Below are 21,532 nucleotides of genomic sequence, written 5' to 3'. Positions count from 1 at the left end.
CCTCACCACCGGCCAAAGCAATCGTCAACGACCGGCCAAGATAATTGTCGCCGCCCACACAAATTATAAAGAAGGCGTCGCTGCTCGACGGCGTTTGTCCGGAAGCGGCTAAACTTCTCGTCGACCGGCAGTTCTCGCCGGAGCTTGTTCGCGCTATTCGCAAAATGAAGCCCACGCGGCAGGTCGAATGCGTTGAGCTGATGGTGGCCGCTAACAATGTGTCAGTCTCCTACGCCGAGGCATTGTTGGTCGCTACCCCTGCAGCGCGCCTTGTGGAGGGCAAGAAGCCACGCAAACTGACCGGCGTTAGCCCGGAGCAGATGGCGAAAATGGAGCGGGAAATGAGCAATCTGCAGGGGCAGTACAAGCTCGTGGAACAGACTTACGGTCAAGACGTGTTGAACCTGGTGCTTGCGAAAGGGTATCTCGCCAAGCTACTCGAAAACGAATCTGCACGGCAATACATTGCCCAACACCATCCGGATTTGATGGCGGAGTTCGAGTCCATCATTGCAACCATTTCCCTCGACCAGCAGCAATTCGGCACAGTCCTCTAGTCGAACCCTGACATCGTGGCTGTAACACGCCGCGTACGACGCACTGCGAGATGAGCGCCATCGCTTTGACGTCTGCGCCACGCAATGGCAATGCTGCACCTTCCTCTGGTTTTTGTTCAACAGCGACGCCGTTTTACATCGCCAACATCGTCTAGAAGCAGGCAACCTCGACGTCCGCGGGCCAAACGGGCTCGCGCCTTCTAAGGCCATTGCATAGGGCGGCGTCCGTCGCCAGTCACACTTCCGCTACAACCGCTGCCCGGACGTTGTCGCATGCTGCCTCGACGTCCTCCGGCCATATCGGTTCACGACAGGTTAGCTGGGCAATGTAGTGGAGCACGGACAGCAAAAAAACCGGCACACTGAGTACGGTGGAAAAAATGCGGAGTCCCGTGCTAACGCCGCTAATGTCGCGCAGTCCGTAGAACCATAGGCTCATGGAAGCTCGAAGAGAGGGGCCGCGCGGCAGATAGTTTTTCACGGGTGGCAGCGAATCCGGACCGCTTTCCATGTAACGGCGAATGAACTCGAAGTTGGCCTGGACCTGATAAAGCACCTGTTTGCCGTAGCGCGTGGACTCTTTCGCTCCGTTGACTGTCCGAAGCCCAAAGCTGAAGGTGTCAACGATTTTCTTGCCGGAGTCGTCAAGAACGAAACAGCGCATCAGAGTGGGCGCTCCGCCAAACGTGGCGTTGGAGGGCAGCCGGTGTACAAAGAAGAATGCCTTATCCCATGGAACGGCGATGACACCGCACGGGCCGTTGTGCCGAAACGCATACACCGTGCGAGTCTTGCGGTTGAACCGCACAGATTTGTGCCGGTAGTTGAAGCAGTCGCGCAGGAGAAGCAACGCCGTGAACACGCAGCTAAGCACTCCCACCACCGCAAAAAACCACATCCCGGCGCTGAAGACTCCCTGCTCACCGTTCCTGACCATCGCCGGAGTTATCTCCACAGCGCCCTGTATCGCAGTGACCGTGAAAAATATGAACGCAGGGAACCCAACCAGGAAGGCAAGCAGACACCATCCAACCTGCGAATATGAGCCGTCACAAACCTCCAGGTACACATCGTTCATGCCGAACACGGTATAGGCGTCAGCAGCCTCGGCGGCGACCGGTTTGCGGACGTCTATGCGCCGCGTCGCTTCACTCTCGTCAACTGGGCGATTCAGCCCCACCCTGGTCATGTAGTCATACGCCATATCTTCTCGCTTACGATGCCCTAGCGATTCCTCTTAAGCTCCGAGGCAGCTCGCGAAACGACTCGGCGGGCACCAGCAGTTCACCCTAGTCGCGGCACTTTGTCCACGGCTTATCGACCACCGACTCTCTTTGAATGAAAACTGTTAAGTCGTCGCTAGACCGCAATGAGCTTGCGCCAATCAGGATGTTAGTGAGCCCATGGTCTGCGACGCCACCAGCTTCGGAAGAGGCTCGCATTTGCACTGGCATAAATCGTTCTCGAGCGCGACCTGCTTGCCCATCACACTCATCGTATGAGGCGAGCCATCGCTGATGATGATGCCCTCGGTGTTGCACGTGTGGCACGATACAGGAGCCCCAAGATAGGCCAACGGTCGGCCGTCGAACGACGAACCTGCGATGCCGTCTAGCACCACACCGTTGTGGGTAGTCGTGTCGTCTTTCAGTATAAATTTGCGGCTCATGGTAAGACATCCTCCTTCTCGCTCAATAAATTCCGGCAAATGGCAGAGCGTGTTTCTGCGCCGAAACTCTTGCGGTCAGGCCACGCGGGAATCCCATCAAACAACGCTTCGGTTTTAACGTCAGCACTGACGGCGAATATCAAATGACCTCAACGCCGCTTCGGTGGTGTCGCGATGCTGTGAACTCGAATTGGCTGTTTGACGGCACACCAGCCCTAGCTGCCGCTCTGCGCCGATTTGCGAAGCGCCTTCGCATTCTCGATATCCTGCTTTTCCAGCGCACGTAGTCCCGTTACGACGGCGTTGTCGGGGCCAAGATTGCTCTCAAGCAAACCGACGGACATTACGTGCGTGGCGCAGTCATGCAACCTCGCCTTGAGCGTGCTCTCATCCAGCGTGTCTTTGCCGTCATCGGTCTTCGCGTCCGACCATACCTCGCCTGACGACCAGGAACCAGTTGTCCCATCTTGTTGGATGCGAGCGTGAATAGCATATTGCCCCGGCTTAAGTCCGATACGCGCGGTCCAAGGGTGGTCAGCGTCCGGGAACTTGATAGCACACTCCTGCACGGCCGCGTCACTGCTTTCGAGTTGGACCCACTGGGCGTCATGTGGGGCCTCCGTCTTTGCGAGCGTGGCGGCTGCGCGAGCTAGCGGGCTGTCTGATGCGCTGGGGCAGGCTGTGAGGAAAATCAGCGTCGTCGCACAGAAGAGAAGGCCGCATTTCTTTCGCATCGGATATATGGTGACAAGTTAAATGTTGACGTGTTTGCCCGCGTGCGAATCAGTGCCCGGAAGGGAGTGGCGTTGCGACACGGGGCTAACGTGCTGACCTTGGCCGCGACGCAGGTCTGGCAGTTCACTCAAGCGAATCCGGGCGAGACAGTAGTAGCGCGTTCACACAGCAAAGGAAGCCCGCAATCTCAGGCTTGAGCCATTGCGGGCGACGCTGAGTTGCCGCAGGCGGCTTCTATCTCGGTCGGCCATACCGGCTCCCGGCTCGTCAGTTGCGCAATGTAATGCAGTATCGACAGCAGGAATATCGGCCCCGAAAGCAGGATGGTGACAACGCGCATGGCACCGCCAGCACTGCCGACAGCTCCTATGCCATAGAACCAGACGCTCATTGAGGCGCGCAGAGAGGGGCCTCGCGGAAGATACCGTTCGACCTTCGGTAGCGCGTCCGGACCCTGCTCCATGTACCGCCGGATGAACTCGAAGTTGGCCTGAACCTGATAGAGGACCTGTTTGCCAATCGGAGTGGACTCGTCTGCGCCGTTGACCGTACGAGCACCGAAGCTGAACGTGTTGACGATTTTCTTTCCGGCGTCGTCAAGGACAAAGCACCGCATCAGTGTTGGCGCTCCCCCCGCCAGCCCATTGGAAGGCAACCGGTGCGGGTAGAAAAACGCCTTGTCCCAAGGTACCGCGAGTACTCCGCCCGGCCCGTTGTGCCGGAAGGCGTACACCATTCGCGTCTGGCGATTGAAGCGCACGGCCTTGTGCCTGTAGTTGAAGCAATCGCGCAGAAGTATCACAACCGTGAGCACGCAGCACAGCACCGTAATCACGGTGAAGACCCACATGCCGGCACTGAACACCCCCTGTTCACCGTTCCTGACCATCGCCGGCGTATCGACAATCGCGCTCTGCGCGGCTTCCACGGTGAGTAAAGCAAATGCTGGGAAACAAAGCAGGAAAGCAAGAAGGCCCCAGCCAACCTGCGAGTAAGAAGCGTCGCAGACTTCGAGATAAACATCGTTCATCCCGAACACGGTGTAAGCATCGGCAGCTTCATCGACGACGGGCTTGTGAACATTAATGCGCCGTGCGACCTCTTCCTCGGTTAGTGGACGGTTGATTCGAATCTTTGTCAGGTAATCGTATGCCATGGTGACTCGCTTATGAGGTCAGCGCTTCGAACTGCTTGCGTTCGTCGAGTTCTGAGAACTTTTCCGTCGCTGTACCGAAGAAGCACTTATTGAGCCATTCCTCGATTTCCCGGTGCTTCTTCCATGCTATTAAAAGACCGATGACAACAAGCACAACCATAAGCGCAAAAATCAGGACGGTCGCGCCGGCAATCATGGCAAGGCAAAGCAGGCCGTTTGTAACGGCAGATGCAAAATACAAGGAGGCTAGGCCCGCATGTCCGGACTCTCGTTCGGTCTTGAATTGCTGAAGGTCATACCACGCCCCGACCAATCCGGCTACCGCACCTACGACACGGAAGGCAATTTCGATAACGGTGCCCCATTTCAGCAACAGCTGCGAATAACGCCCCCCCAGTTTGCTAAATGCCTTCATTCCATTACCAACCGTCTGGAAGGACGCCGCACACGTTGAGACGATAGCAGCAACGAACTTGTCATGGTTCTCCTTGCGGTTCAGCGCACTGGACTTTGCCAACTCCTTGCTAGCCAACATCCAGTTCACCGCATTGAAGATAACCCCGATGACGCCGTATCCAACTTCACCCTGTGTCGCAGCCCGAAATTTTGGAAGAAAGCTCGCATTGATGTTCTCTTCCGTCAATACCGCGCGCACGCCCGGTGCAAAGATTGCCGTCCCCCTGCCACTGAGGGAAGTAGCGCCCGATGACGCCTGGAGAGCCTCATCGGCGTTGAAGACAATGAACTGCGGAACCTTGATTGGGCCATCCTTGGGAGAAGAGCTCTGGAAAGTCTTACGCAGGTTCGCGTTCAGCGAACCCAGGCTTGGACGTTTGTTCGCGGGCATCTGTTCGTACATCTGGCGCGCCATATAGGAAATCCACTGGTTGACGGTTCCTTCGACGGGCTTGTAGATGACGGTGGTGCGCGAACGCAGACTCATGCACGCTGTGAGAACCCGGACACTCGCTGTATCGCCAGTCTTGGCGATAAAGCCGGCAATCGGACCACCCAGCTCGTGCAGCATGCCAGCCACTGCCTTGTCGGCCCGCACAATCAGGCCCCGGCCTTCCTTCTCGAGAATCTCGTTGGCAGAGTGGTTCAGCTCAATGAGCTTCGCGGCCGGCTCCCGCACTTCAAGCATAGGGAATCCTGCCGCTTCCTTCAGTTTTTCAGCCGACGGGTCGTGGTTCAGAATCATCGAACGCAGAAGCGGATTGTGGCGGTCCTTCAAGTCTCCCTTGGCCCATTCGAGGACCAGGTCATAGACCACCCTGCGGTCAGCCGACCCATATATACATGCGTAGAAGAGTTCGGCGTATTCGACGCCCTTTGCTACATCGAGTTCATGGAAGTCCCACGCAAACACCGTCCTCAGCTGCGTGCCCTTTAGCCAGGCGACATAGTCGTCTGCGAGCGGGTTGAGCACCGTGTCTTCTATCTGTTGCATCTGCGTCTTCATGTCATTGCGGAACTGCGTCACCGCATTCTGGCTGTAGGATTCGGTGTACGGCTTCCAGGCAGCTGCCTTCACCGAATCCATCTCCCGTTCCTTCTGCTCGTCGATGGACTTGACCGCCTTTTCGTAGGCCTTCCCCCCATCAAACAGGGAGTAAAGGGCGTACGTTTCAGCCGACTGTCCCTTGAGCTGCTCTGCGGCCGCATTCTCGTCCTCCTCTGCACTTTCTTCGATAGAGGATTTCATTCCGTCAATCGCGCTCGCCGTCCACATTTTTCTCTGATACGGCTTCATGGCCGCACCCATCGCTACAAACTGCTCGGCGTTGAGCTCCTGCGTGATGCCAGCTGGGTCCCAAAGTGCGAAGAAGACGCCATTGCCCTTGTCGTGTGCGTCCGTAAATTGCTTGAGCCCGCTCGCTTCGCTTGCGCGGTCCTTGAAGGCAAACGGCGAGCAAGATGCAGCGACGTCCACGCCGCCCTTGTACTCGAGCACATAGTCGGTAACGTGCGCAATGGTCTGGGCATGCTTCTGCGAATGGCTGCCGTTCGCCCATCCCGCTGCATCGAAGAGCTGCATCCGGTGGTCCCTGCAACCATTTTCGTTGGCTTCATAACGCTTGCGCACAGGAGCCGTCCAGCGTACGTCGCTGAAAGCCAGATAGACCTTGCCTGCCTTCTGCGGATGGTCGATGCTGATGCACTGCGCGAGTTCCTTGTGCCCGGTCTGCTGACAGTTGAATCCTTTCTCCTGCGTTTCGGGCAGGTCGACGTCGAGCGGGTAGTTGAAGACATAGCCTTCGGACGTCACGCCATAGATTTGCCACTTGCTTTGGGATGGGTAATAGACGTGGATGAACCCTTTGCGCACCGAGCGCAAGAAGTAGGTCGCCTTCTTGGCACCTACGCCTGTGACGCCGTCACCAAACGGTCCCTTCGGTAACGCAAGCGCCGTGGCCGCGCCGAGATTGTGCGCATTGGTCGCGGCAGCTGCCGAATACCGTACCGGCAGAATCAGAAGACCCGTCTTTTCACACATGTTGCAGGACTTCTGGCACGCTGCATTGGCTTTGGCGTTTGCCGATGCGGCCTGGACCTTCGGAATGGTACCCATAGTTACTCTCTCTGCCTTGCGTTATGTGTTGTTGCGTTACGCGTACAGCGCCGCTTCCTGCGCAATCTGCGCCCAGTTTTCATCGGTCCACAAAGCGGTGATTTCCGAGTACGACGACGTCTGCCCCGGCTGAAGCGCCGCGGCGACCTTCGGATGTCGGTCGAAATTCGGTGAGACCAGCGAGCCCTGTACGGCAAACACCGTCAGGTCCTCTCCCGCGAGGCGATATCGGGCTCCCTTCGTGAACAGGGCGTCGAGCTGACGAGGGGTGCGCTCATCAACGGGCTCCCCAGCGTTCCGGATGGACTGCAGTGCCTGCTCGATGAGATGAAGGCGGCGCAGCGATGCCCACTGGTCAGTCGACGGCGACAGGCGTTGAGCAGGCGCGACCGCCGGACGCTCCACTGTCAGCCATCCACTGTCTGAGAAATAGCGCCAGCGCAGCACCGGTCCGAACACGAGCGATAGCTGTTCCGGTCGAAGCACCCATCCAAGGTTGCGAAACACCCGAGGGTCGTAGAATCGGAATACCGAGTGGCCCTCGGATTCGCGCGGCAGCGCAAGCATGCCACTGACGTGCCGCATCAATGCATCGGCGCTTGCATCAGTCTCAAGCAGCGCACAGACGCGCGGTGCGAGGCCCTCCTGCAGGTCCCGAGCCGCAATGGTCTCGATAGCCGGAAGTTGCTGTTCAGGGTGCTCCACTGCGTAAAGCATCGGCATCACCCCTTTGAGTTCCGGCATCGCAGCCGGGACAATCTCGCCGACTTCGTACATCCGTGGCGCCGTGCCAAGGTCAACGAGGCCGTTGTCGGGCTCCACAATCAGGTACTGGTCCATGGGTACGCCTAGTCGACAATGGCCGCACCGGCCTGCGAGGCAGAAGCAAATTTCTGCGCACACGCCTCAGTCACGGGCAGTTGTGTTGCGGCATTCTCACTCGCCGGGCCCTGGAAAGAATGCTGGGTACCTTTGATTTCGACCAGGCCGGGCGCATGCACATAGATGTTGCCCCCAGCCAGGCGAATCGTTGCACCACCCGCCATCAGTTTGATTTCCTTGTCTGCCATCACATTGACGGCATCAGAAGTCGACACAACCTTTACAGTCCTGTCGGCCGTAATCTCGACGTTATCGGACTGGGCCTGCAGCTCGACCTTTCCTTTGCCTGCGAAGAGCTTCATGCCCGAGTTCTGCACGAAGAGACTGAGTTTTTCGCCCACGCTTGCGATGAGTGACTTGGACGCCGCAATGTGCGTGCTGGCGCCACTCACGATGTTGACGTGCTCCGTCGCCGCGGCCTGGATGGATTTCTGCGTCGAAAGGCCGATACCGGAGGGGCTGGCGAGCAGCATCACGGGCTGAGCGAATCCATTCGCCTCGCCAGTTCCACCGCCGGCCGTGTTGCCGCCCCCCGAGTTTGCCTGCCGCGCGCTCTGCGTCGCGGCTGCGAAATCGTTGATGGTGTCCTGAGCATCCTGCAAGCCTTCGGCCTGACTGCCTGTTGCGACTTCGGAGCGTCGCTCAACGACACCGCCCGAGTCGACGAGGTGCTGGTGTGCCTCCTTGACATCGAGCGGCTGGCTCGACGTGCCGACCTTCGCGTACGTCGAGAGGTACATACCCTGCGAAGCGCGCACAGCGCCGTACGAATCGGTCTTCAGGTCGAAGCCAGTCCCGAGATAGCTGCCGCGCGTATTGCCTTGCTGGTCAATGAGGTAGCCGAGATGCAAATAGCTTTGGGACGTGCTGCTGAAAAGCTGCGCCCGGTTCTGGCCCGTCGAATCGTCCATGACAAGCTGGTTGTAGCCTGTGCCCTGGAATTCCTTGGACTTGTAACCCGAGAGCAAGCCGTTGGAGTGCCATTGCGGCGTCTGCTGTCCGTTGAACAGGCTTCCGCTGACGACCGGGCGGTCACAATCGCCGTCCAGGTAGACGATTCCCACTTCATGTCCCACACGCGGGACAAATACGCCGCCGAGCGTCCCGCCGGCATTCGGTGACATGACGCGTAGCCAGCAGGAAGCCTTTTCATCGCCGCCGTTCTGCCGGTCCCAGTGCATCAGCACCTTGACTCGATTAAGACTGTCCGTGAAAACTTCCTCCTGATTCGGACCGACCACCGTCGCGGTCTGGGTATGCATCAGGGGCTTACGGTGTTCAAAGGGACTGCGGAACGGAACGGTGCGTCGCTGCGTTTCCAGTTCGACGAGGAAGAAACCTTCGCCACCCAACGCGTCCTTTACATTGAAGACGTCGGACGAACCCGCGTGATATGAGCGAGCTTCAGCAAGTTGTGACTGGAGGCTGTGGCGGAACTGTGTTCCCGTCGAAACGGGCAGGTTGTTCTCGATGTACCAGGTGACGGCCAGAATCGCAAACTGACGATTTTCCGCACTGTCGGATGCGAGAGCGGTAGCGCCCTCGAGCTGGAACCAGCGTCCCACATCGGCTCGCCGTACGCTGCCCGTCGCAAAGAAGCGCTTCGCGCGGGACTCCCATTCTTCCATCCGAGTTTTTGACAAAGTGTCGCCACGAGCACTGTCGCCGTAGGTATATGCGCCTGTGTACTCGTAGACCTCGGCCTGGTCGGGCAGGTCGCCTTGCTTGTCAACTGTCGGCGTGGACAGCTCTTTATTGAAGGTTGGATTCTTATAGTCGAATGTGCGCGTGGTGTAGCTCACGCTCTGCAACGTGCGCGCTCCGCCCCACTGGACTATCGCATCTGTTTCACTTCCAGCGCCTGCACGATAAAACGACACGTCTTGCGGAGCAAGGGCTTTAACGGTGAAGAGGTCGTCCGTGATGACCAGCGTGTGCGCTTTGCCGTCATCCGCCTGTTCAAAATAGCCGAAGAGACCTTCCGCTTCCATAATCCGATGCACGAAGTTCCAGTCGTCTTCATATTGAACGCAGAACGACCGCGGAGGTAGCTGGTTACGGAGGTCAAAGCGATAAGCGCCGCTTGACTGGGGATGCTCGCTGAATACCGCCGAGATTATGTCCTCTGCCGTCTTGTCCTGAAATATCCGCGCGTCGCTGCGAAATTTCAGGAAGTGCAACCACGACGAAAAGCTAATCTGGTAAAGCTGAACGCTGCCGTCGGAGCCCAGAAATCGCGCAGTATGAACGTAGCCATGACGCGGTAAATACGACGAGTCAGTCTGTTGAGTCCAGAGCGTCACCGGTTTCGCGATGAGGGATTTGAGCTCGATAGAATCTTTTAGGGAAGCGACATCGACAGTGAAGTCGTAGTTGCGTCCAATGCGTGAAGTGCCGACCACGCGGACTGGCACCAGCGTATTTCCGCCCAACGCAGTATCCAGCTTCAACAAGCGTCGAGATTGGTCCATCCCCGCGCCCAGCACCGTTGCCAGGTCATTTACCGTCATTTTCAGACTCCACCCCAGATTGCCACGCAGAATAATATGATGAAAAACTTTTCCAGACAATTTTTGTCAACGAACGCGTGCAATCAGCTTGCGATTCGGAATTATTTGCAGGTACGAGCATGAAAGGTAGATTTTTCCGCTTTGGCGTTTATCTGCACGGCGGGAGATAGTTTGCTATGCAATGAACAGCCTGCGTTAATTGTCGTAGCAATCTTCCGCAAAAATTGAAATATCGAAGCTTCCGAGTCATGGACAACACAAATATCGCCCAGACCGAGTACGCGCCGCGCTCCGACTGACACGCCATTTACGTTCCCAGCCAACATTCATTGCCCCATCCCGCACTTTATGGAAAAACAGTTTTCTGGGGCAACTGCCGATGAATGACACATGATGTTCACCTAAGCATCACTTTCAGATTGTTAAATATTGCAATCCACGGCAGCGATTTTCGTTTTGGATTCATAGTGCCTATGTTTTCAGCGGGTCATTGACAACAAAACTCCACAAGATTGAAAACGAGTACGACGTGTATGGATTTCATGGGCCAGCGCCAGAATCAATCGATTTGCGATTTTTATGCGAAATGAATAGAAAGAGAGGCGGTGGTCGTTATGTATCCACTAAGACATCCGCAAAGGCCACGCTTCTACCACCAACGCTAGACGCTGTCCGCTCGCTTTCACTACGCTATCACCTTGCGCTCACCGCATTACGAGCAGGCAGTGGAAACGGGCACCTGCTAAGCGACCTGATACGTGCGCTATACCTAGCCTGGTATCTTCGTGAAGCAGGCTTCGGAACGATTCACCACGCATTTTTTCCTGAAGCCGCAGAGGCGCTCGAGAGCAGCGCGGCGCGGGCGACAGCAGACGATGTCTGGCAGGTCAGTCCGGACGAAGCGGCGATTCTCGAACGGCTGCTGGCACTTCATGACGAGCAACTGGCGAATACGCCTGTCGGCGTCATGCTCGGGGCACAAAGGCGGCTATTGCGATTCGCAACGAGTGACCGGAAAACACCGTGGCAAGAGGCCGGCCGGTGACCGGGGAAGACGGGCGCGTGGCGCTCACGCGCGCTTCTCCGACCTGGCCGCAACAGCCGCTAAAATCGGCGCATCGAGAAGGACGGGGAAAATCATCATGGCTGCAAGAGGCGCTTCCGGCGCGATGACGCTGATAACGGAATACGACGTAGCGGGCAGCCCAATCCGCGTGCTGCGACTGGAATCTGCGACCAACGGAAAAGCCGTCCTGCTGCTGGAAGTCGATGAGCGCAAACCAGGAATACACCGCGAGGTGAGGTACGAGATAACGCCGTCGGAACTCATTGCCGCCATTCGAGCAAACGGCGCAGCGCTGCCAGGCAAACCGCACAACGACGGTCCCATCCCTGACCCGATGTGAGCGGCCTGCATGGGCGATAAGTAAGTCGATTGACGCAATCTTTCCGCCAAGGCGCTGGACGGTTTCAATAAGTTAGTGCTCGCGAAAAGACATCGCGCCAGGCTCATCGAGAACGAAGCTGCGCGGCAATACGCTGCCCAGCGCCATCTGGATTTGATGGTGGAGTTCGAGTCCATCATGACAACCATTTCTCTCGACCACTAGCAATTCTGCGCGGCGCTCCAGCCGAACCTTAATATGATGGCCGTTCGAATCACGTGGGACGCGCCGCGAGATGAGCGCCGTCACTTAGTGACGAAGACTGATGAAGAGAAGTTAGTCGGCGGCGGACTCAATCAGATAATCAGCCTCCTGTTGGACGACCTGCGAAGTCTACGCGTGCCCGCTTTGGCAGTGGGAAAAGGCTATCCTTGAAGGTTTCAAGGTTTTCCGCGAAATTTGCCAGGCAGAAGGCGGCGAAGTGACTGTGGACATGGAAGCCCATACCATCACCCTCTCTCCGATAAGGGATGAGGAGAAGCCGGCCTTGGTGGTGGTGGTCCCGAAAAAGAAGATGGTAGTCGGCGCCGTACCGCCCGACATTGAATAAAGAAGAAGTATGACTCCTCGTTCATTCGTTGCCGCGCTGTCCGAAATCGGATTGGAAGGCGTATTCAATCCCTACAGGAATCGCTGCGAGGTCCACGACCTCGCAGACGCCCCTGCCGTCCGCCGCAGAAACCTTCGCAACTACCTTAGCGCAATCGAGCAGCTCGGCGTGGATACGATTTGGATGGGTCGCGACCTTGGCTATCGAGGCGGCCGACGCACTGGACTGGCGTTGACAGATGAGCGACGGCTCGACGCGGTTGCGCTGTCATATCCGGGCGCCGCTGCCAACAAAGCAACTAGGGGACCTGTTGTCGCCGAGAGGACCGCCGCTGAGATTTGGGCAATCTTGGAGCGCCTAGAGCGGCGTCCCCTTTTGTGGAACGTCTTCCCATTCCATCCGCATGAAGCCGGGGATGCGCTGACAAACCGGAAGTTCACGGCAAGAGAGTTGGCCGCCGTATCCGAACTGAATGACGCGCTCTTCAAATGGCTAAAAATACGCAGAATCATCTGCATCGGTCAGGATGCCGCCACGTATGCCAAAGCGTTCGGCGTCACCGTCGAGTGTGTTCGTCATCCGAGTTACGGGGGTGTTTCGGAATTTCGCCGAGGCATGCAGGAAATATACGGAGACAGCTTGGCACCATCTGTCTCCGCAACGCAAGCAACACTATTTTGACTGCGTAAGGCCCAAAACACTCTGCGCTCGCTGTACGCCGCCCCACGTCTCGACGTCGAGCACTGCATGTGACGAAAGGCAAGTGAGTGTGCCGACTTTCAATTCTGCCTCTTTCGCGACAAAGGAAAGAAGTTGGGCCAAGCCCAAAAGATTGCCGAGCGCCCGAGCACAGTAATGGTGTGACCGGTACATTGCCGTGAGATGCACTGCGAAGCCGTCGGCCTCCTTGACACGCTTGAAACTGAGGTGAGAGAGGCAAGGCATCCCCATCCATCGACGTCCGTCTATCGCGGCGTTGTAGGTCGGGACATCGCCTCCCAAGTCGTCGTAATCGAGGTCCAAATCTGCCGCAGGGTCCGCAACACCAAGCTCATATGCGGACGTAAATGACGAGACCGAGCCGTCTTGCTTCATCGGCTGACCGTCTTGGCGCAGTCGTTTGACGAGCATGTCCAAAGGATTGATTGACGTCTTTCCATCCGCAGAGCTCCGGTCAATCATTCTCGATGCATAAGTACCCCACGTACCCTGCTTCTTACCGCGCTTGAGCATGGCCTTGTATTTCTCGTAGAAATCAGGACGGCCATAGCGCTGATAAAGGGGCAGCGGAAAGATGGTGCCAGCGACCGTACGAAGGGTCAGGTCTTGTGCCACTAGGGCAGCATCCACTCGCCGCATTACTGCCTGGTCCTCGTCCGCTATGGCGAGTGGTTCAGTGATTTCAAGTACGAGGTTCATCGCCGTGCGATTTGGCGATGACTCGAGATGTTTGGCGGCAGCTAGCCATGTCGGCACTACCCGCAATTGCTTATCGAAGAGAATGGCCATATCGTTCTTTTATACCGAGAATCCCTCTTGCATGTGCAACTGAAGATGCCTTTCCGGCACCCAAGCATGCCCCTGATGACCCCATCCGGCTCCCCAGGAGTTCCGGAGATGAATATGCGTTTCGTTGGTCAGGCGATGTGTGCCGACGCCCACGGCGACCATCGCATGAAACTGGTCCGGAATGACATACGGGTCGAGTTCGACAATACCATCTCTCGGATAAAACAACGACTTGGTGACTGCTACCACCACGCCCACGGCGCGACCCTGACGGACTAAAGCTGTAACTTCAGAGAGTGCCAAGGCGCGCGTCTTTGACGGGCTTCGATAGAGCGGCACCAAACCGCTAGGCGGAGCTTGAAGCGGCGCGTCGTGTGAATCCGCCCGATACGGGTAGATGTCTTCTTCCGGCTGTCCGGGGCTCGCGACTGCCGTAAAGACCTGCTCTATTGTGAAACCATCGCCAGGCTCCCAACTTTCCTCGGCGTTAGCCGCATGGTGGCACAGGAACTCGACGCTAAGATGCGCAGTCGCATTGGCGAACGCATTTAAATCTGATGTCGTGAACGCCAAGCATGTTGGTCGCCTACCTTGATTGCGCGGCGGCCCGAGGCGCTCCGAATGATTTACTTCAACTTCAATCATTCGATACTCCGAACGCTGTTCAGTCTGCGTGCGCGCTCAGGTCTCGACAACCCACCGTTGACGTCGTCAAATTCGGCGCTGAAAGAAAGCGAATCGTGACTCTCGGACTCGCGGGCCCACGGTGCCGTCTCATGAACCGAAATCGCAGAGCGCCTGTTGTGCTCAATCGTGGAGTCGCTGCTGAAGTCGATTGTCGGCGTAAGCGCGTATCTCATCGTACTACCGGTGCCCAGTCCTCCCACTCGGAGAGGCCCGGCTCCACGCTTGGAGACAATGCGCGCATCTTGGACGAACGGCTCAAGCGTAAACCCTTCACAACGCAACTCATCGACGGTCCACAAATGACCTGCCGCCGCATGATTGGGCAAGTCAACCACGAAACGGTCGGCCGAGGCAGGTTCTATAATTCGGTCTTTGTCAGTCTTATCAAGAATCCACACGTCGCTAGGCACCTTGGCGGAAGCGTCGTCAATGTTCAAAGCAGCAAGCTTCAGCGCTTTCGGCTTCTGCCCAAGCGTGCGAGTTGCTGAGAGCGAAGACAGCAATCCAAGGCGAACGAGAGACCAGGTCATTGCTTCGAAGCTCGTGCCCAGCCGAAGGGAAAGCTGATAGACAATTGACGGGTCGTTAAGATGTTCCTTAGACCACCCCTTCAGTCTCATGATGGCAATAACAAGCCAGCGGGGTGCGAGCAGTGAATAGGCAAACTGGTTCGCCTGCTGCTCGACAAGTTCGGCGTTTGTCCCGATGTCTACCGTCTCATCAGTGTTACTCTCATGTCCGAGAAAGTAGTGACCCAGCTCATGTGCGCATGTCATGTGCATAAGTCCGCGGGGCCGTAGCACGTTGACCAATATCCCCGCCTCACCATCCTCACGAAGAAAGCCACCAAGAAGCTTTTCCAGCGGTCGGAACATCACCGTTACCTCAGCCTCGCTGGCTAACTGAGTCGGGTCAACCCGCGTGTAGCCATCCTTAATACGGTCCTTCGCGCGGAATTCGTCCAGAACTTCAGCGGCTCGGCGCCCAGCCTGCAACAAGTCGTCACGCGCCATTACGAGCCTCGTCGTTTTGATTTTCCCGAGCTACGCAAGAATTCGGCGAATCGACCTAGCTCTTCGAAGTCTCGGTCGCTTAGCCCGTGAGTCGCACGCGCCAGAAAGACAACCCGGGTATCCTGAACTTGCGATTCCCCTGTGAGAAAGTACTGCACGGTTTTCCCGTAGAGCTGGCTTAGCTTGTCCAACTCGACGGCCTCAACCTTGCGCGTACCGGCCTCAATGTTCGTCACCGCTGGTCTTGAGATTCCCAGAGCGGCGGCAACATCCTCTTGCGACAGCCCGACGTACTCGCGGGCTTCGCGTAGCCGCTGGGCTAGGAGTAACCGTTGCTCATCAGTCGAGTCTGGCTTCTCTTGGCTCATTTTTTCTTGGCCTGGAGATACGAAAGGACTTTCGCTGACAACCCGTCAACAAATTCCTCCCTTGTTTTGTACCCGCCGGCTCGAATAACGCTGTTCGGGAGCTCGGTTTCAACAATCTTGTCGAGTATTGCCAGCACCTCGACCGCCGTCATGGATTCAATCGGCTCGAGCAATTCATCTACGGTGCTCGGTCCACCGGCTTCGGGTATCAGTGCATGCTCGTCCCAGAATTCTTCCAACGCCGCTTTGATTTGTTTTTCAAGGTCAGCCATCGTTTCCTCGCGCGCAGCAGTTGGTGTACGAAAATCGTACAAACAATGTTCGATTTTGTCAATCAACCAAGCGTTCCAAGCGATGTAAGGTTCCGGCTGAAGGATGTTCGTCAATAAATGCGGCCAGTCGTCAGGACGGAGCCGGTGCGGTAGGAAGGACCCGAGCTCGATTGATACAGTTGCGCGTGGGCAAGTTAATGAACTGAGTTGTTCCGTGGCGAAGAATCGGGCGTGGGCCACGATGCGTCTCAATGCGGCGGCACTCTCGCGATTGCGGCGATTAACAAGAGACCGCAAAACTAACGGAAGTTGACGTGTCGGATGACTGCCGGAGATTTGGCGGTGCCAGTGACGGCCTGAACTGCTAGAAGAGGGTTAGCAGCAGACCGCAGGTGCGAGAGGTCGTCGGATTTGCCGCGGCACAGAACGTTGAGAATGCGGGGATAGAACCGCGGACCAGCGAAGGCAGCATAAGTCGTGCTGCCAGCCATCCCCGTGATTGCTATCGCGACCGAGAAAACGAGCACCACCTCAACACTGTGGTCCTCGTTCCTGCTTCTGTGACGTCAGTTAGGTGCCGTCATCCGAGCTATCGGAGCGCATCCACCAATAAATGTCTCAGTGGATGCTTCCCAAAATCTCAGGTTATGGTTCCCGCTACACAACACTTAAACATCAATATTCCCCGCCCGCAATGCATTCGACTCGATGAAAGCCCTACGCGGCTCCACATCATCCCCCATGAGCGTAGTAAAGATCCCATCAGCCGCAATAGCATCCTCGATCTGCACACGAAGAAGGCGACGCACGGTCGGATCCATCGTAGTTTCCCAAAGCTGCCCAGGATTCATCTCGCCGAGGCCTTTGTAGCGCTGCTTCGAGATATTGCGCTCAGCATCAGCCAACAACCACTTCATAGCGCTCTTGAAGTCAGTAACAGCCATACTCCGCTCGCCACGTTTAATGACAGCGCCAGTCCCAATCAACCCCTTAAACGTATTAGCGGTATTGATCAGCTGCTGATAGTCAGCAGTGAGTTGAAAATCCTGATCCAACACAGAAATCTTCTGATTCCCGTGATGCGTCCGCGCGACCCGCAGCGAGCGCAATTCACGCACAGGGTCATACATCGTCGTAACCTTAACTTCAGGCTTCAACGGATCATCCCTTAGCTTCGCCTCAAGAGCCTTAGCCGACGCATCAGCCGCTTCCTCGCTGGACAGATCGATCGCAATCCCATCCATCACAGCCTCGAGCGCGCCAGCGTCATACAACCGGCTCAACCGATTAACAACAGCCTGCGCCAGCAAATAAGCCCGAGCCAACTCCCCCAACGCATCCCCAGTAATCGGCGTAGCCCCTTCCGAAGCCAACAACTCCGACCCCTGCAACGCCAGTTTCAGAATGTGAGCATTAACCTCAGCCTCATCCTTCAAATACCGCTCATCCTTCCCAGCCTTGATTTTGAACAGGGGCGGTTGCGCGATATAGATATACCCACGCTCGATCATCTCCGGCATCTGCCGATAGAAGAACGTCAACAATAGCGTACGAATGTGCGCACCATCAACGTCAGCATCGGTCATGATAATGATGCGGTGATAACGCAACTTATCGAGGTTGTAGTCCTCCTTACCAATCCCACAGCCCAGCGCAGTAATCAGCGTCACAATCTGCTCCGAAGAAAGCAGCTTGTCATACCTTGCCTTCTCCACATTCAGCACCTTGCCGCGCAGCGGCAAAATCGCCTGAAACTTCCGATCCCGCCCCTGCTTCGCCGACCCGCCCGCCGAGTCACCCTCGACGATATAAATCTCAGACTTGGCCGGATCCTTCTCCTGGCAATCCGCCAACTTCCCAGGCAGACCCACGCCGTCGAGCACACCCTTCCGACGCGTCATCTCACGCGCCTTCCGAGCCGCATCCCGCGCGCGCGCCGCATCCACAATCTTGCTGCAAATGATCTTCGCGTCATTCGGCGTCTCGAGCAGAAACTCTTCGAGCGCCTTCGCGACCACATCCTCCACCGGCGCGCGCACTTCCGACGACACCAGCTTGTCCTTCGTCTGCGCGCTGAACTTCGGCTCCGGCACCTTCACCGACAGCACACACGACAATCCCTCACGCATATCGTCGCCAGAAGTCTCAACCTTCGCCTTCTTCGCGACTTCGTGATCGTTGATGTACTTGTTCAACACGCGCGTCATTGCCGCCCGCAACCCGGTCAGGTGGGTGCCGCCGTCGCGCTGCGGGATGTTGTTCGTGAAGCACAGCACGTTTTCGTTGTAGCTGTCGTTCCACTGCATCGCCACCTCCACGCCCACGCCGTCTTTCTCGCCGCTGATGTGGAAAATGTTCGGGTGCAGCACGGACTTGTTCTTGTTGATGTACTCGACAAAGCCCTTCACACCGCCCACGAACGCGAAATCTTCTTCCTTGCCGGTGCGCTGATCCGTCAAGCGAATCCGCACGCCGTTATTCAGAAACGACAGTTCGCGAATCCGCTTGGCCAGAATGTCGTAGTGATATTCGATGTTGCCGAAAATCGTCTCGTCGGCGAGAAAGTGCACTTCGGTGCCGCGGTTCTCGGTCTCGCCGGTGACCTGAATCGGCGAAACGGCCACGCCGTCGATCTCTTCGATAATGCGGTTCTGCGGCACGCCACGGTGGAATTCCATGAAGTGCTTCTTGCCGTCGCGGCGAATGGTCAAACGCAGCCACGCCGACAGCGCATTCACGCATGACACGCCCACGCCGTGCAGGCCGCCGGACACCTTGTAGCTGTTCTGGTCGAACTTGCCGCCGGCGTGCAACTCGGTCATCACGATTTCAGCGGCGCTGCGCTTCGGATCATGCTTGTCGTCCATCTTCAGACCGGTCGGCACGCCGCGGCCGTTGTCAGTGATGGAAATGGAGTTATCCGCGTGAATGATCACCTGGATGTCGTTGCAATGCCCCGCCAACGCTTCGTCGATGGAGTTGTCCAGCACTTCGAATACGAGGTGATGCAGACCGGTCCCGTCCGATGTATCCCCGATGTACATCCCGGGCCGCTTGCGCACCGCCTCCAGACCTTCGAGGATCTGAATCGAGGATGCGCCGTAGCTGTTGTCGGGTTGCGAATTGTTCGTTTCAGTCATGGATTTTTTCCGGTTCTGCGTTGCTGCAAGGTTGCTGCTCGGGACTTTTCAAATCACCATAAAAACGCCAAAGGGGCGCTGCGCCCCTTGGTGTGTTCTTTGGTGTTGGACGCGTTAGATGCGCATCGGCATCACGACGTATTTGAATTCGTCGTTCTCGGGAATCGTGATCAACGCGCTGGAGCTGGCGTCGCCCAGGCTCACTTGCAACGTGTCGACCTTCAGGTTCGCGAGCACGTCGAGCAGATACGTGACGTTGAACCCGATATCGACGCTGTCGCCGTCGTATGCGATTTCCAGTTCTTCCTGCGCCTCTTCCTGATCGGCGTTGGTCGACATGATCTTCAACTGGCCCGGCTCGATGATGCAGCGCACGCCCTTGAATTTGTCCGAGGTCAGAATCGCGGCGCGTTGCAGCGAGCGCTGCAGTTCTTCACGGCCGATCACGAACTGATTCTTGTGCGACTTCGGAATCACGCGCTGGAAGTCGGGGAATTTGCCTTCCACCAGCTTCGACACCAGTTCGACCTGGCCGAACGTGAACTTGACCTGCGTCTGCGCGATGTCGATCTTCAGCGTGTCGTCGATGTCTTCCAGCAGACGCTGGAGTTCCAGAATCGTCTTGCGCGGAATGATCACTTCCTGACGCTGGAACGAGCCTTCGATCTTCATGGACGAGAACGCCAGACGGTGGCCGTCCGTTGCGACCGCCATCAGCTGGTCGCCGTCCACCACCAGCAGCATGCCGTTCAGGTAGTAGCGGATGTCCTGCTGGGCCATCGAAAAATGGACCATGCCGAGCAACTGGCGGAACGTCTTCTGGGGAACCACGAGGTTCGCGCCGTAGTCTTTAGCTTGCGCGACCGTCGGGAATTCGTCCGCGGCGAGCGTTTGCAGCGCAAAGCGGCTCTTGCCGGATTGCACGGTCAGACGCTTGTCGTTCAGCGTGAGCGTGACCTGCCCGTCGGGCATGGCGCGCAGAATGTCGAGGAGCTTTCTCGCTGCCACCGTGGTCGCCACCGAATCGCCGCCTACGCCGAAATCGGCACGCGTGGTGATCTGCAACTCGAGGTCGGTCGACAGGAACGACACGTCCGGGCCGTTCTTGGTAATCAGCAAATTGGCGAGGATCGGCAACGTATGGCGGCGTTCGACGATGCCGCTCACAGTTTGCAGCGGCCTGAGGAGGTTATCGCGTTCGGTCTTGACCAGTTGCATAGAGTTCCTTCGTTGATATAACGGCCTGCGCGCCTTGCCAGGACAGCTTTCCAGCACGCAGCCGTGGCTCCCCGCCGGCGCCTTGCAGCGCCTGTCACGGCGTGAAATCCGCCCGCGACCGCCGGGCGGTTAAACCTGTATTGTGCCTGAAAACGGAACCGCCTCACTAAAATGGGGGCGAGTTTGGAAATAAACAGGTCGTTTTTTCCAGACGAACCGCTCAGCCTTTCAGCGTCTGCTCCAGCACGTGCAATTCGTGGTTCAGTTGCGCGTCCTTGCTGCGCTCGTCGGCAATTTTGCGCACTGCGTGCAGCACCGTGGTGTGGTCGCGGCCGCCGAACAGCTCGCCGATTTCCGGCAAGCTCTTCTGGGTCAGCTCCTTCGCCAGATACATCGCGATTTGCCGCGGCCGCGCGATGTTCGCCGGACGCTTCTTCGAATACATGTCCGCGACCTTGATGCTGTAGAAGTCAGCCGTGGTCTTCTGGATGTTTTCCACCGAAATCTGCCGGTTCTGTACCGTCAGCAGGTCTTTCAGCGCTTCTTTTGTCACTTCGATCGTGATTTCGCGGCCGTGGAACTTCGAATACGCGAGGATCTTGCGCAGCGCGCCTTCGAGTTCACGCACGTTCGACCGCAAGTGTTTCGCGACGAAGAACGCGACGTCTTCATTCAGGCTCACGAACTCCGATTGCGCCTTGCGCATCAGAATCGCGACGCGCATTTCCAGCTCGGGCGGCTCGATCGCCACGGTCAGGCCAGAGTCGAAGCGGGAGATCAGGCGGTCGTCGATACCCGAAATTTCCTTCGGATACGTGTCGCTGGTGATGATCACCTGCGCTTTGTTGGCGACCAGCGCTTCGAATGCGTAGAAGAATTCCTCTTGTGTACGCGACTTGCCCGAGAAAAATTGGATATCGTCGATCAGCAGCAGGTCGAGCGAGTGGTAGTAGCGCTTGAAGTCGTCGAACGCCTTGCGCTGGTAAGCCTTCACCACGTCGGACACGTATTGTTCCGCGTGGATGTAGCGAATCCGCGCACCCGCCTTGTCCATCAGAAGCTGGTTGCCGATCGCGTGGATCAGGTGGGTCTTGCCCAGGCCCACGCCGCCATACAGAAACAGCGGGTTGTACGAGATGCCGGGATTGTCGGCGACCTGAATCGCCGCGGCGCGCGCCAACTGGTTGGCCTTACCGGTCACGAAGTTGTCGAACGTCAGAACCGGGTTCAGTTTGGAGCGCTCGTACAT

18 protein-coding genes and 2 pseudogenes are annotated in these 21,532 nt (G+C 57.2%); 5 read left to right on the top strand and 15 right to left on the bottom strand.

Annotation, left to right across the window (positions count from 1 at the left end):
- Positions 1-56: 56 nt before the first annotated feature.
- Positions 57-557 (top strand): annotated as a pseudogene (locus tag PDMSB3_RS00100) (plasmid partitioning protein RepB C-terminal domain-containing protein); the annotation flags it as partial.
- A 235-nt stretch (positions 558-792) separates the two neighbouring features.
- Here the strand turns inward: PDMSB3_RS00100 and PDMSB3_RS00095 are convergent.
- The 7 genes from PDMSB3_RS00095 to PDMSB3_RS00065 form a co-directional block, all read right to left on the bottom strand.
- A complete protein-coding gene (locus PDMSB3_RS00095; RefSeq protein WP_165184167.1) occupies positions 793-1,761 on the bottom strand; it encodes a DUF6708 domain-containing protein in 969 nt (322 codons plus the stop codon).
- A gap of 180 nt (positions 1,762-1,941) precedes the next feature.
- Positions 1,942-2,226 (bottom strand): PAAR domain-containing protein, encoded by a 285-nt coding sequence (locus PDMSB3_RS00090; RefSeq protein WP_154875264.1) that lies wholly within the window; start codon positions 2,224-2,226, stop codon positions 1,942-1,944.
- A gap of 215 nt (positions 2,227-2,441) precedes the next feature.
- Entirely contained in the window at positions 2,442-2,960 is a 519-nt protein-coding gene (locus PDMSB3_RS00085; protein ID WP_154875263.1) for a hypothetical protein, read from the bottom strand.
- Between the two features lie 188 nt (positions 2,961-3,148).
- The gene (locus tag PDMSB3_RS00080; RefSeq protein WP_154875262.1) at positions 3,149-4,117 is read right to left on the bottom strand and encodes a DUF6708 domain-containing protein; all 969 of its coding nucleotides are present in this window, start codon (positions 4,115-4,117) and stop codon (positions 3,149-3,151) included.
- A 10-nt stretch (positions 4,118-4,127) separates the two neighbouring features.
- On the bottom strand, positions 4,128-6,689 hold the full coding sequence (locus PDMSB3_RS00075; protein ID WP_165184164.1) for a T6SS effector BTH_I2691 family protein: 2,562 nt from the start codon (positions 6,687-6,689) through the stop codon (positions 4,128-4,130).
- Positions 6,690-6,725: 36 nt separating this feature from the next.
- A complete protein-coding gene (locus PDMSB3_RS00070) occupies positions 6,726-7,529 on the bottom strand; it encodes a DUF4123 domain-containing protein (protein WP_165184162.1) in 804 nt (267 codons plus the stop codon).
- Between the two features lie 8 nt (positions 7,530-7,537).
- The gene (locus PDMSB3_RS00065; RefSeq protein ID WP_165184160.1) at positions 7,538-10,081 is read right to left on the bottom strand and encodes a type VI secretion system Vgr family protein; all 2,544 of its coding nucleotides are present in this window, start codon (positions 10,079-10,081) and stop codon (positions 7,538-7,540) included.
- Positions 10,082-10,571: 490 nt separating this feature from the next.
- Here PDMSB3_RS00065 and PDMSB3_RS00060 point away from each other — a divergent pair, with 490 nt between their 5' ends.
- The 4 genes and pseudogenes from PDMSB3_RS00060 (at position 10,572) to PDMSB3_RS00045 (ending at position 12,757) form a co-directional block, all read left to right on the top strand.
- Positions 10,572-11,126: a hypothetical protein gene (locus tag PDMSB3_RS00060; RefSeq protein WP_165184157.1), complete on the top strand. Its 555-nt coding sequence runs from the start codon at positions 10,572-10,574 to the stop codon at positions 11,124-11,126.
- Positions 11,127-11,223: 97 nt separating this feature from the next.
- On the top strand, positions 11,224-11,487 hold the full coding sequence (locus PDMSB3_RS00055) for a hypothetical protein (RefSeq protein WP_165184155.1): 264 nt from the start codon (positions 11,224-11,226) through the stop codon (positions 11,485-11,487).
- 373 nt (positions 11,488-11,860) lie between these two features.
- A pseudogene (locus PDMSB3_RS38150) lies at positions 11,861-12,076 on the top strand (hypothetical protein); the annotation flags it as partial.
- A 9-nt stretch (positions 12,077-12,085) separates the two neighbouring features.
- The gene (locus PDMSB3_RS00045; RefSeq protein WP_165184152.1) at positions 12,086-12,757 is read left to right on the top strand and encodes a uracil-DNA glycosylase; all 672 of its coding nucleotides are present in this window, start codon (positions 12,086-12,088) and stop codon (positions 12,755-12,757) included.
- On the opposite strand, the gene PDMSB3_RS00040 is transcribed toward PDMSB3_RS00045, so the two are convergent.
- The 8 genes from PDMSB3_RS00040 to dnaA form a co-directional block, all read right to left on the bottom strand.
- A complete protein-coding gene (locus PDMSB3_RS00040) occupies positions 12,749-13,585 on the bottom strand; it encodes a thymidylate synthase family protein (protein WP_165184150.1) in 837 nt (278 codons plus the stop codon). The genes PDMSB3_RS00045 and PDMSB3_RS00040 overlap by 9 nt on opposite strands.
- 9 nt (positions 13,586-13,594) lie before the next feature.
- On the bottom strand, positions 13,595-14,230 hold the full coding sequence (locus PDMSB3_RS00035) for a C1 family peptidase (protein WP_165184147.1): 636 nt from the start codon (positions 14,228-14,230) through the stop codon (positions 13,595-13,597).
- A complete protein-coding gene (locus PDMSB3_RS00030) occupies positions 14,227-15,285 on the bottom strand; it encodes an ImmA/IrrE family metallo-endopeptidase (RefSeq protein ID WP_165184144.1) in 1,059 nt (352 codons plus the stop codon). The genes PDMSB3_RS00035 and PDMSB3_RS00030 overlap by 4 nt, the downstream gene beginning before the upstream one ends.
- Entirely contained in the window at positions 15,285-15,653 is a 369-nt protein-coding gene (locus PDMSB3_RS00025; protein WP_165184141.1) for a helix-turn-helix domain-containing protein, read from the bottom strand. The genes PDMSB3_RS00030 and PDMSB3_RS00025 overlap by 1 nt, the downstream gene beginning before the upstream one ends.
- On the bottom strand, positions 15,650-16,165 hold the full coding sequence (locus PDMSB3_RS00020; protein WP_165184139.1) for a hypothetical protein: 516 nt from the start codon (positions 16,163-16,165) through the stop codon (positions 15,650-15,652). Before PDMSB3_RS00020 ends, PDMSB3_RS00025 begins: the two co-directional genes overlap by 4 nt.
- Before the next feature lie 428 nt (positions 16,166-16,593).
- On the bottom strand, positions 16,594-19,065 hold the full coding sequence (gene gyrB, locus PDMSB3_RS00015) for a DNA topoisomerase (ATP-hydrolyzing) subunit B (protein ID WP_007180119.1): 2,472 nt from the start codon (positions 19,063-19,065) through the stop codon (positions 16,594-16,596).
- 114 nt (positions 19,066-19,179) lie between these two features.
- Positions 19,180-20,283 carry a DNA polymerase III subunit beta gene (dnaN, locus tag PDMSB3_RS00010; protein WP_007180118.1) on the bottom strand — a complete coding sequence of 368 codons (1,104 nt, stop codon included), beginning with the start codon at positions 20,281-20,283 and terminating at the stop codon, positions 19,180-19,182.
- Between the two features lie 220 nt (positions 20,284-20,503).
- A partial coding sequence (dnaA, locus tag PDMSB3_RS00005; RefSeq protein WP_165184136.1) for a chromosomal replication initiator protein DnaA occupies positions 20,504-21,532 on the bottom strand: 1,029 nt, incomplete at its 5' end.

Source organism: Paraburkholderia dioscoreae (genome assembly GCF_902459535.1).
In the GTDB taxonomy this organism is placed as follows: domain Bacteria; phylum Pseudomonadota; class Gammaproteobacteria; order Burkholderiales; family Burkholderiaceae; genus Paraburkholderia; species Paraburkholderia dioscoreae.
The sequence above is the reverse complement of the archived record's forward strand: the minus strand, read 5'-3'. Positions and strand labels throughout refer to the sequence as shown.

Excerpts from the sequence above, each read along its gene's own strand:
- PDMSB3_RS00095 (WP_165184167.1), bottom strand. The coding sequence starts at position 1,761 with ATGGCGTATGACTACATGACCAGGGTGGGGCTGAATCGCCCAGTTGAC.
- PDMSB3_RS00090 (WP_154875264.1), bottom strand. The coding sequence starts at position 2,226 with ATGAGCCGCAAATTTATACTGAAAGACGACACGACTACCCACAACGGT.
- PDMSB3_RS00085 (WP_154875263.1), bottom strand. The coding sequence starts at position 2,960 with ATGCGAAAGAAATGCGGCCTTCTCTTCTGTGCGACGACGCTGATTTTC.
- PDMSB3_RS00080 (WP_154875262.1), bottom strand. The coding sequence starts at position 4,117 with ATGGCATACGATTACCTGACAAAGATTCGAATCAACCGTCCACTAACC.
- PDMSB3_RS00075 (WP_165184164.1), bottom strand. The coding sequence starts at position 6,689 with ATGGGTACCATTCCGAAGGTCCAGGCCGCATCGGCAAACGCCAAAGCC.
- PDMSB3_RS00070 (WP_165184162.1), bottom strand. The coding sequence starts at position 7,529 with ATGGACCAGTACCTGATTGTGGAGCCCGACAACGGCCTCGTTGACCTT.
- PDMSB3_RS00065 (WP_165184160.1), bottom strand. The coding sequence starts at position 10,081 with ATGACGGTAAATGACCTGGCAACGGTGCTGGGCGCGGGGATGGACCAA.
- PDMSB3_RS00055 (WP_165184155.1), top strand. The coding sequence starts at position 11,224 with ATGGCTGCAAGAGGCGCTTCCGGCGCGATGACGCTGATAACGGAATAC.
- PDMSB3_RS00045 (WP_165184152.1), top strand. The coding sequence starts at position 12,086 with ATGACTCCTCGTTCATTCGTTGCCGCGCTGTCCGAAATCGGATTGGAA.
- PDMSB3_RS00040 (WP_165184150.1), bottom strand. The coding sequence starts at position 13,585 with ATGGCCATTCTCTTCGATAAGCAATTGCGGGTAGTGCCGACATGGCTA.
- PDMSB3_RS00035 (WP_165184147.1), bottom strand. The coding sequence starts at position 14,230 with ATGATTGAAGTTGAAGTAAATCATTCGGAGCGCCTCGGGCCGCCGCGC.
- PDMSB3_RS00030 (WP_165184144.1), bottom strand. The coding sequence starts at position 15,285 with ATGGCGCGTGACGACTTGTTGCAGGCTGGGCGCCGAGCCGCTGAAGTT.
- PDMSB3_RS00025 (WP_165184141.1), bottom strand. The coding sequence starts at position 15,653 with ATGAGCCAAGAGAAGCCAGACTCGACTGATGAGCAACGGTTACTCCTA.
- gyrB (WP_007180119.1), bottom strand. The coding sequence starts at position 19,065 with ATGACTGAAACGAACAATTCGCAACCCGACAACAGCTACGGCGCATCC.
- dnaN (WP_007180118.1), bottom strand. The coding sequence starts at position 20,283 with ATGCAACTGGTCAAGACCGAACGCGATAACCTCCTCAGGCCGCTGCAA.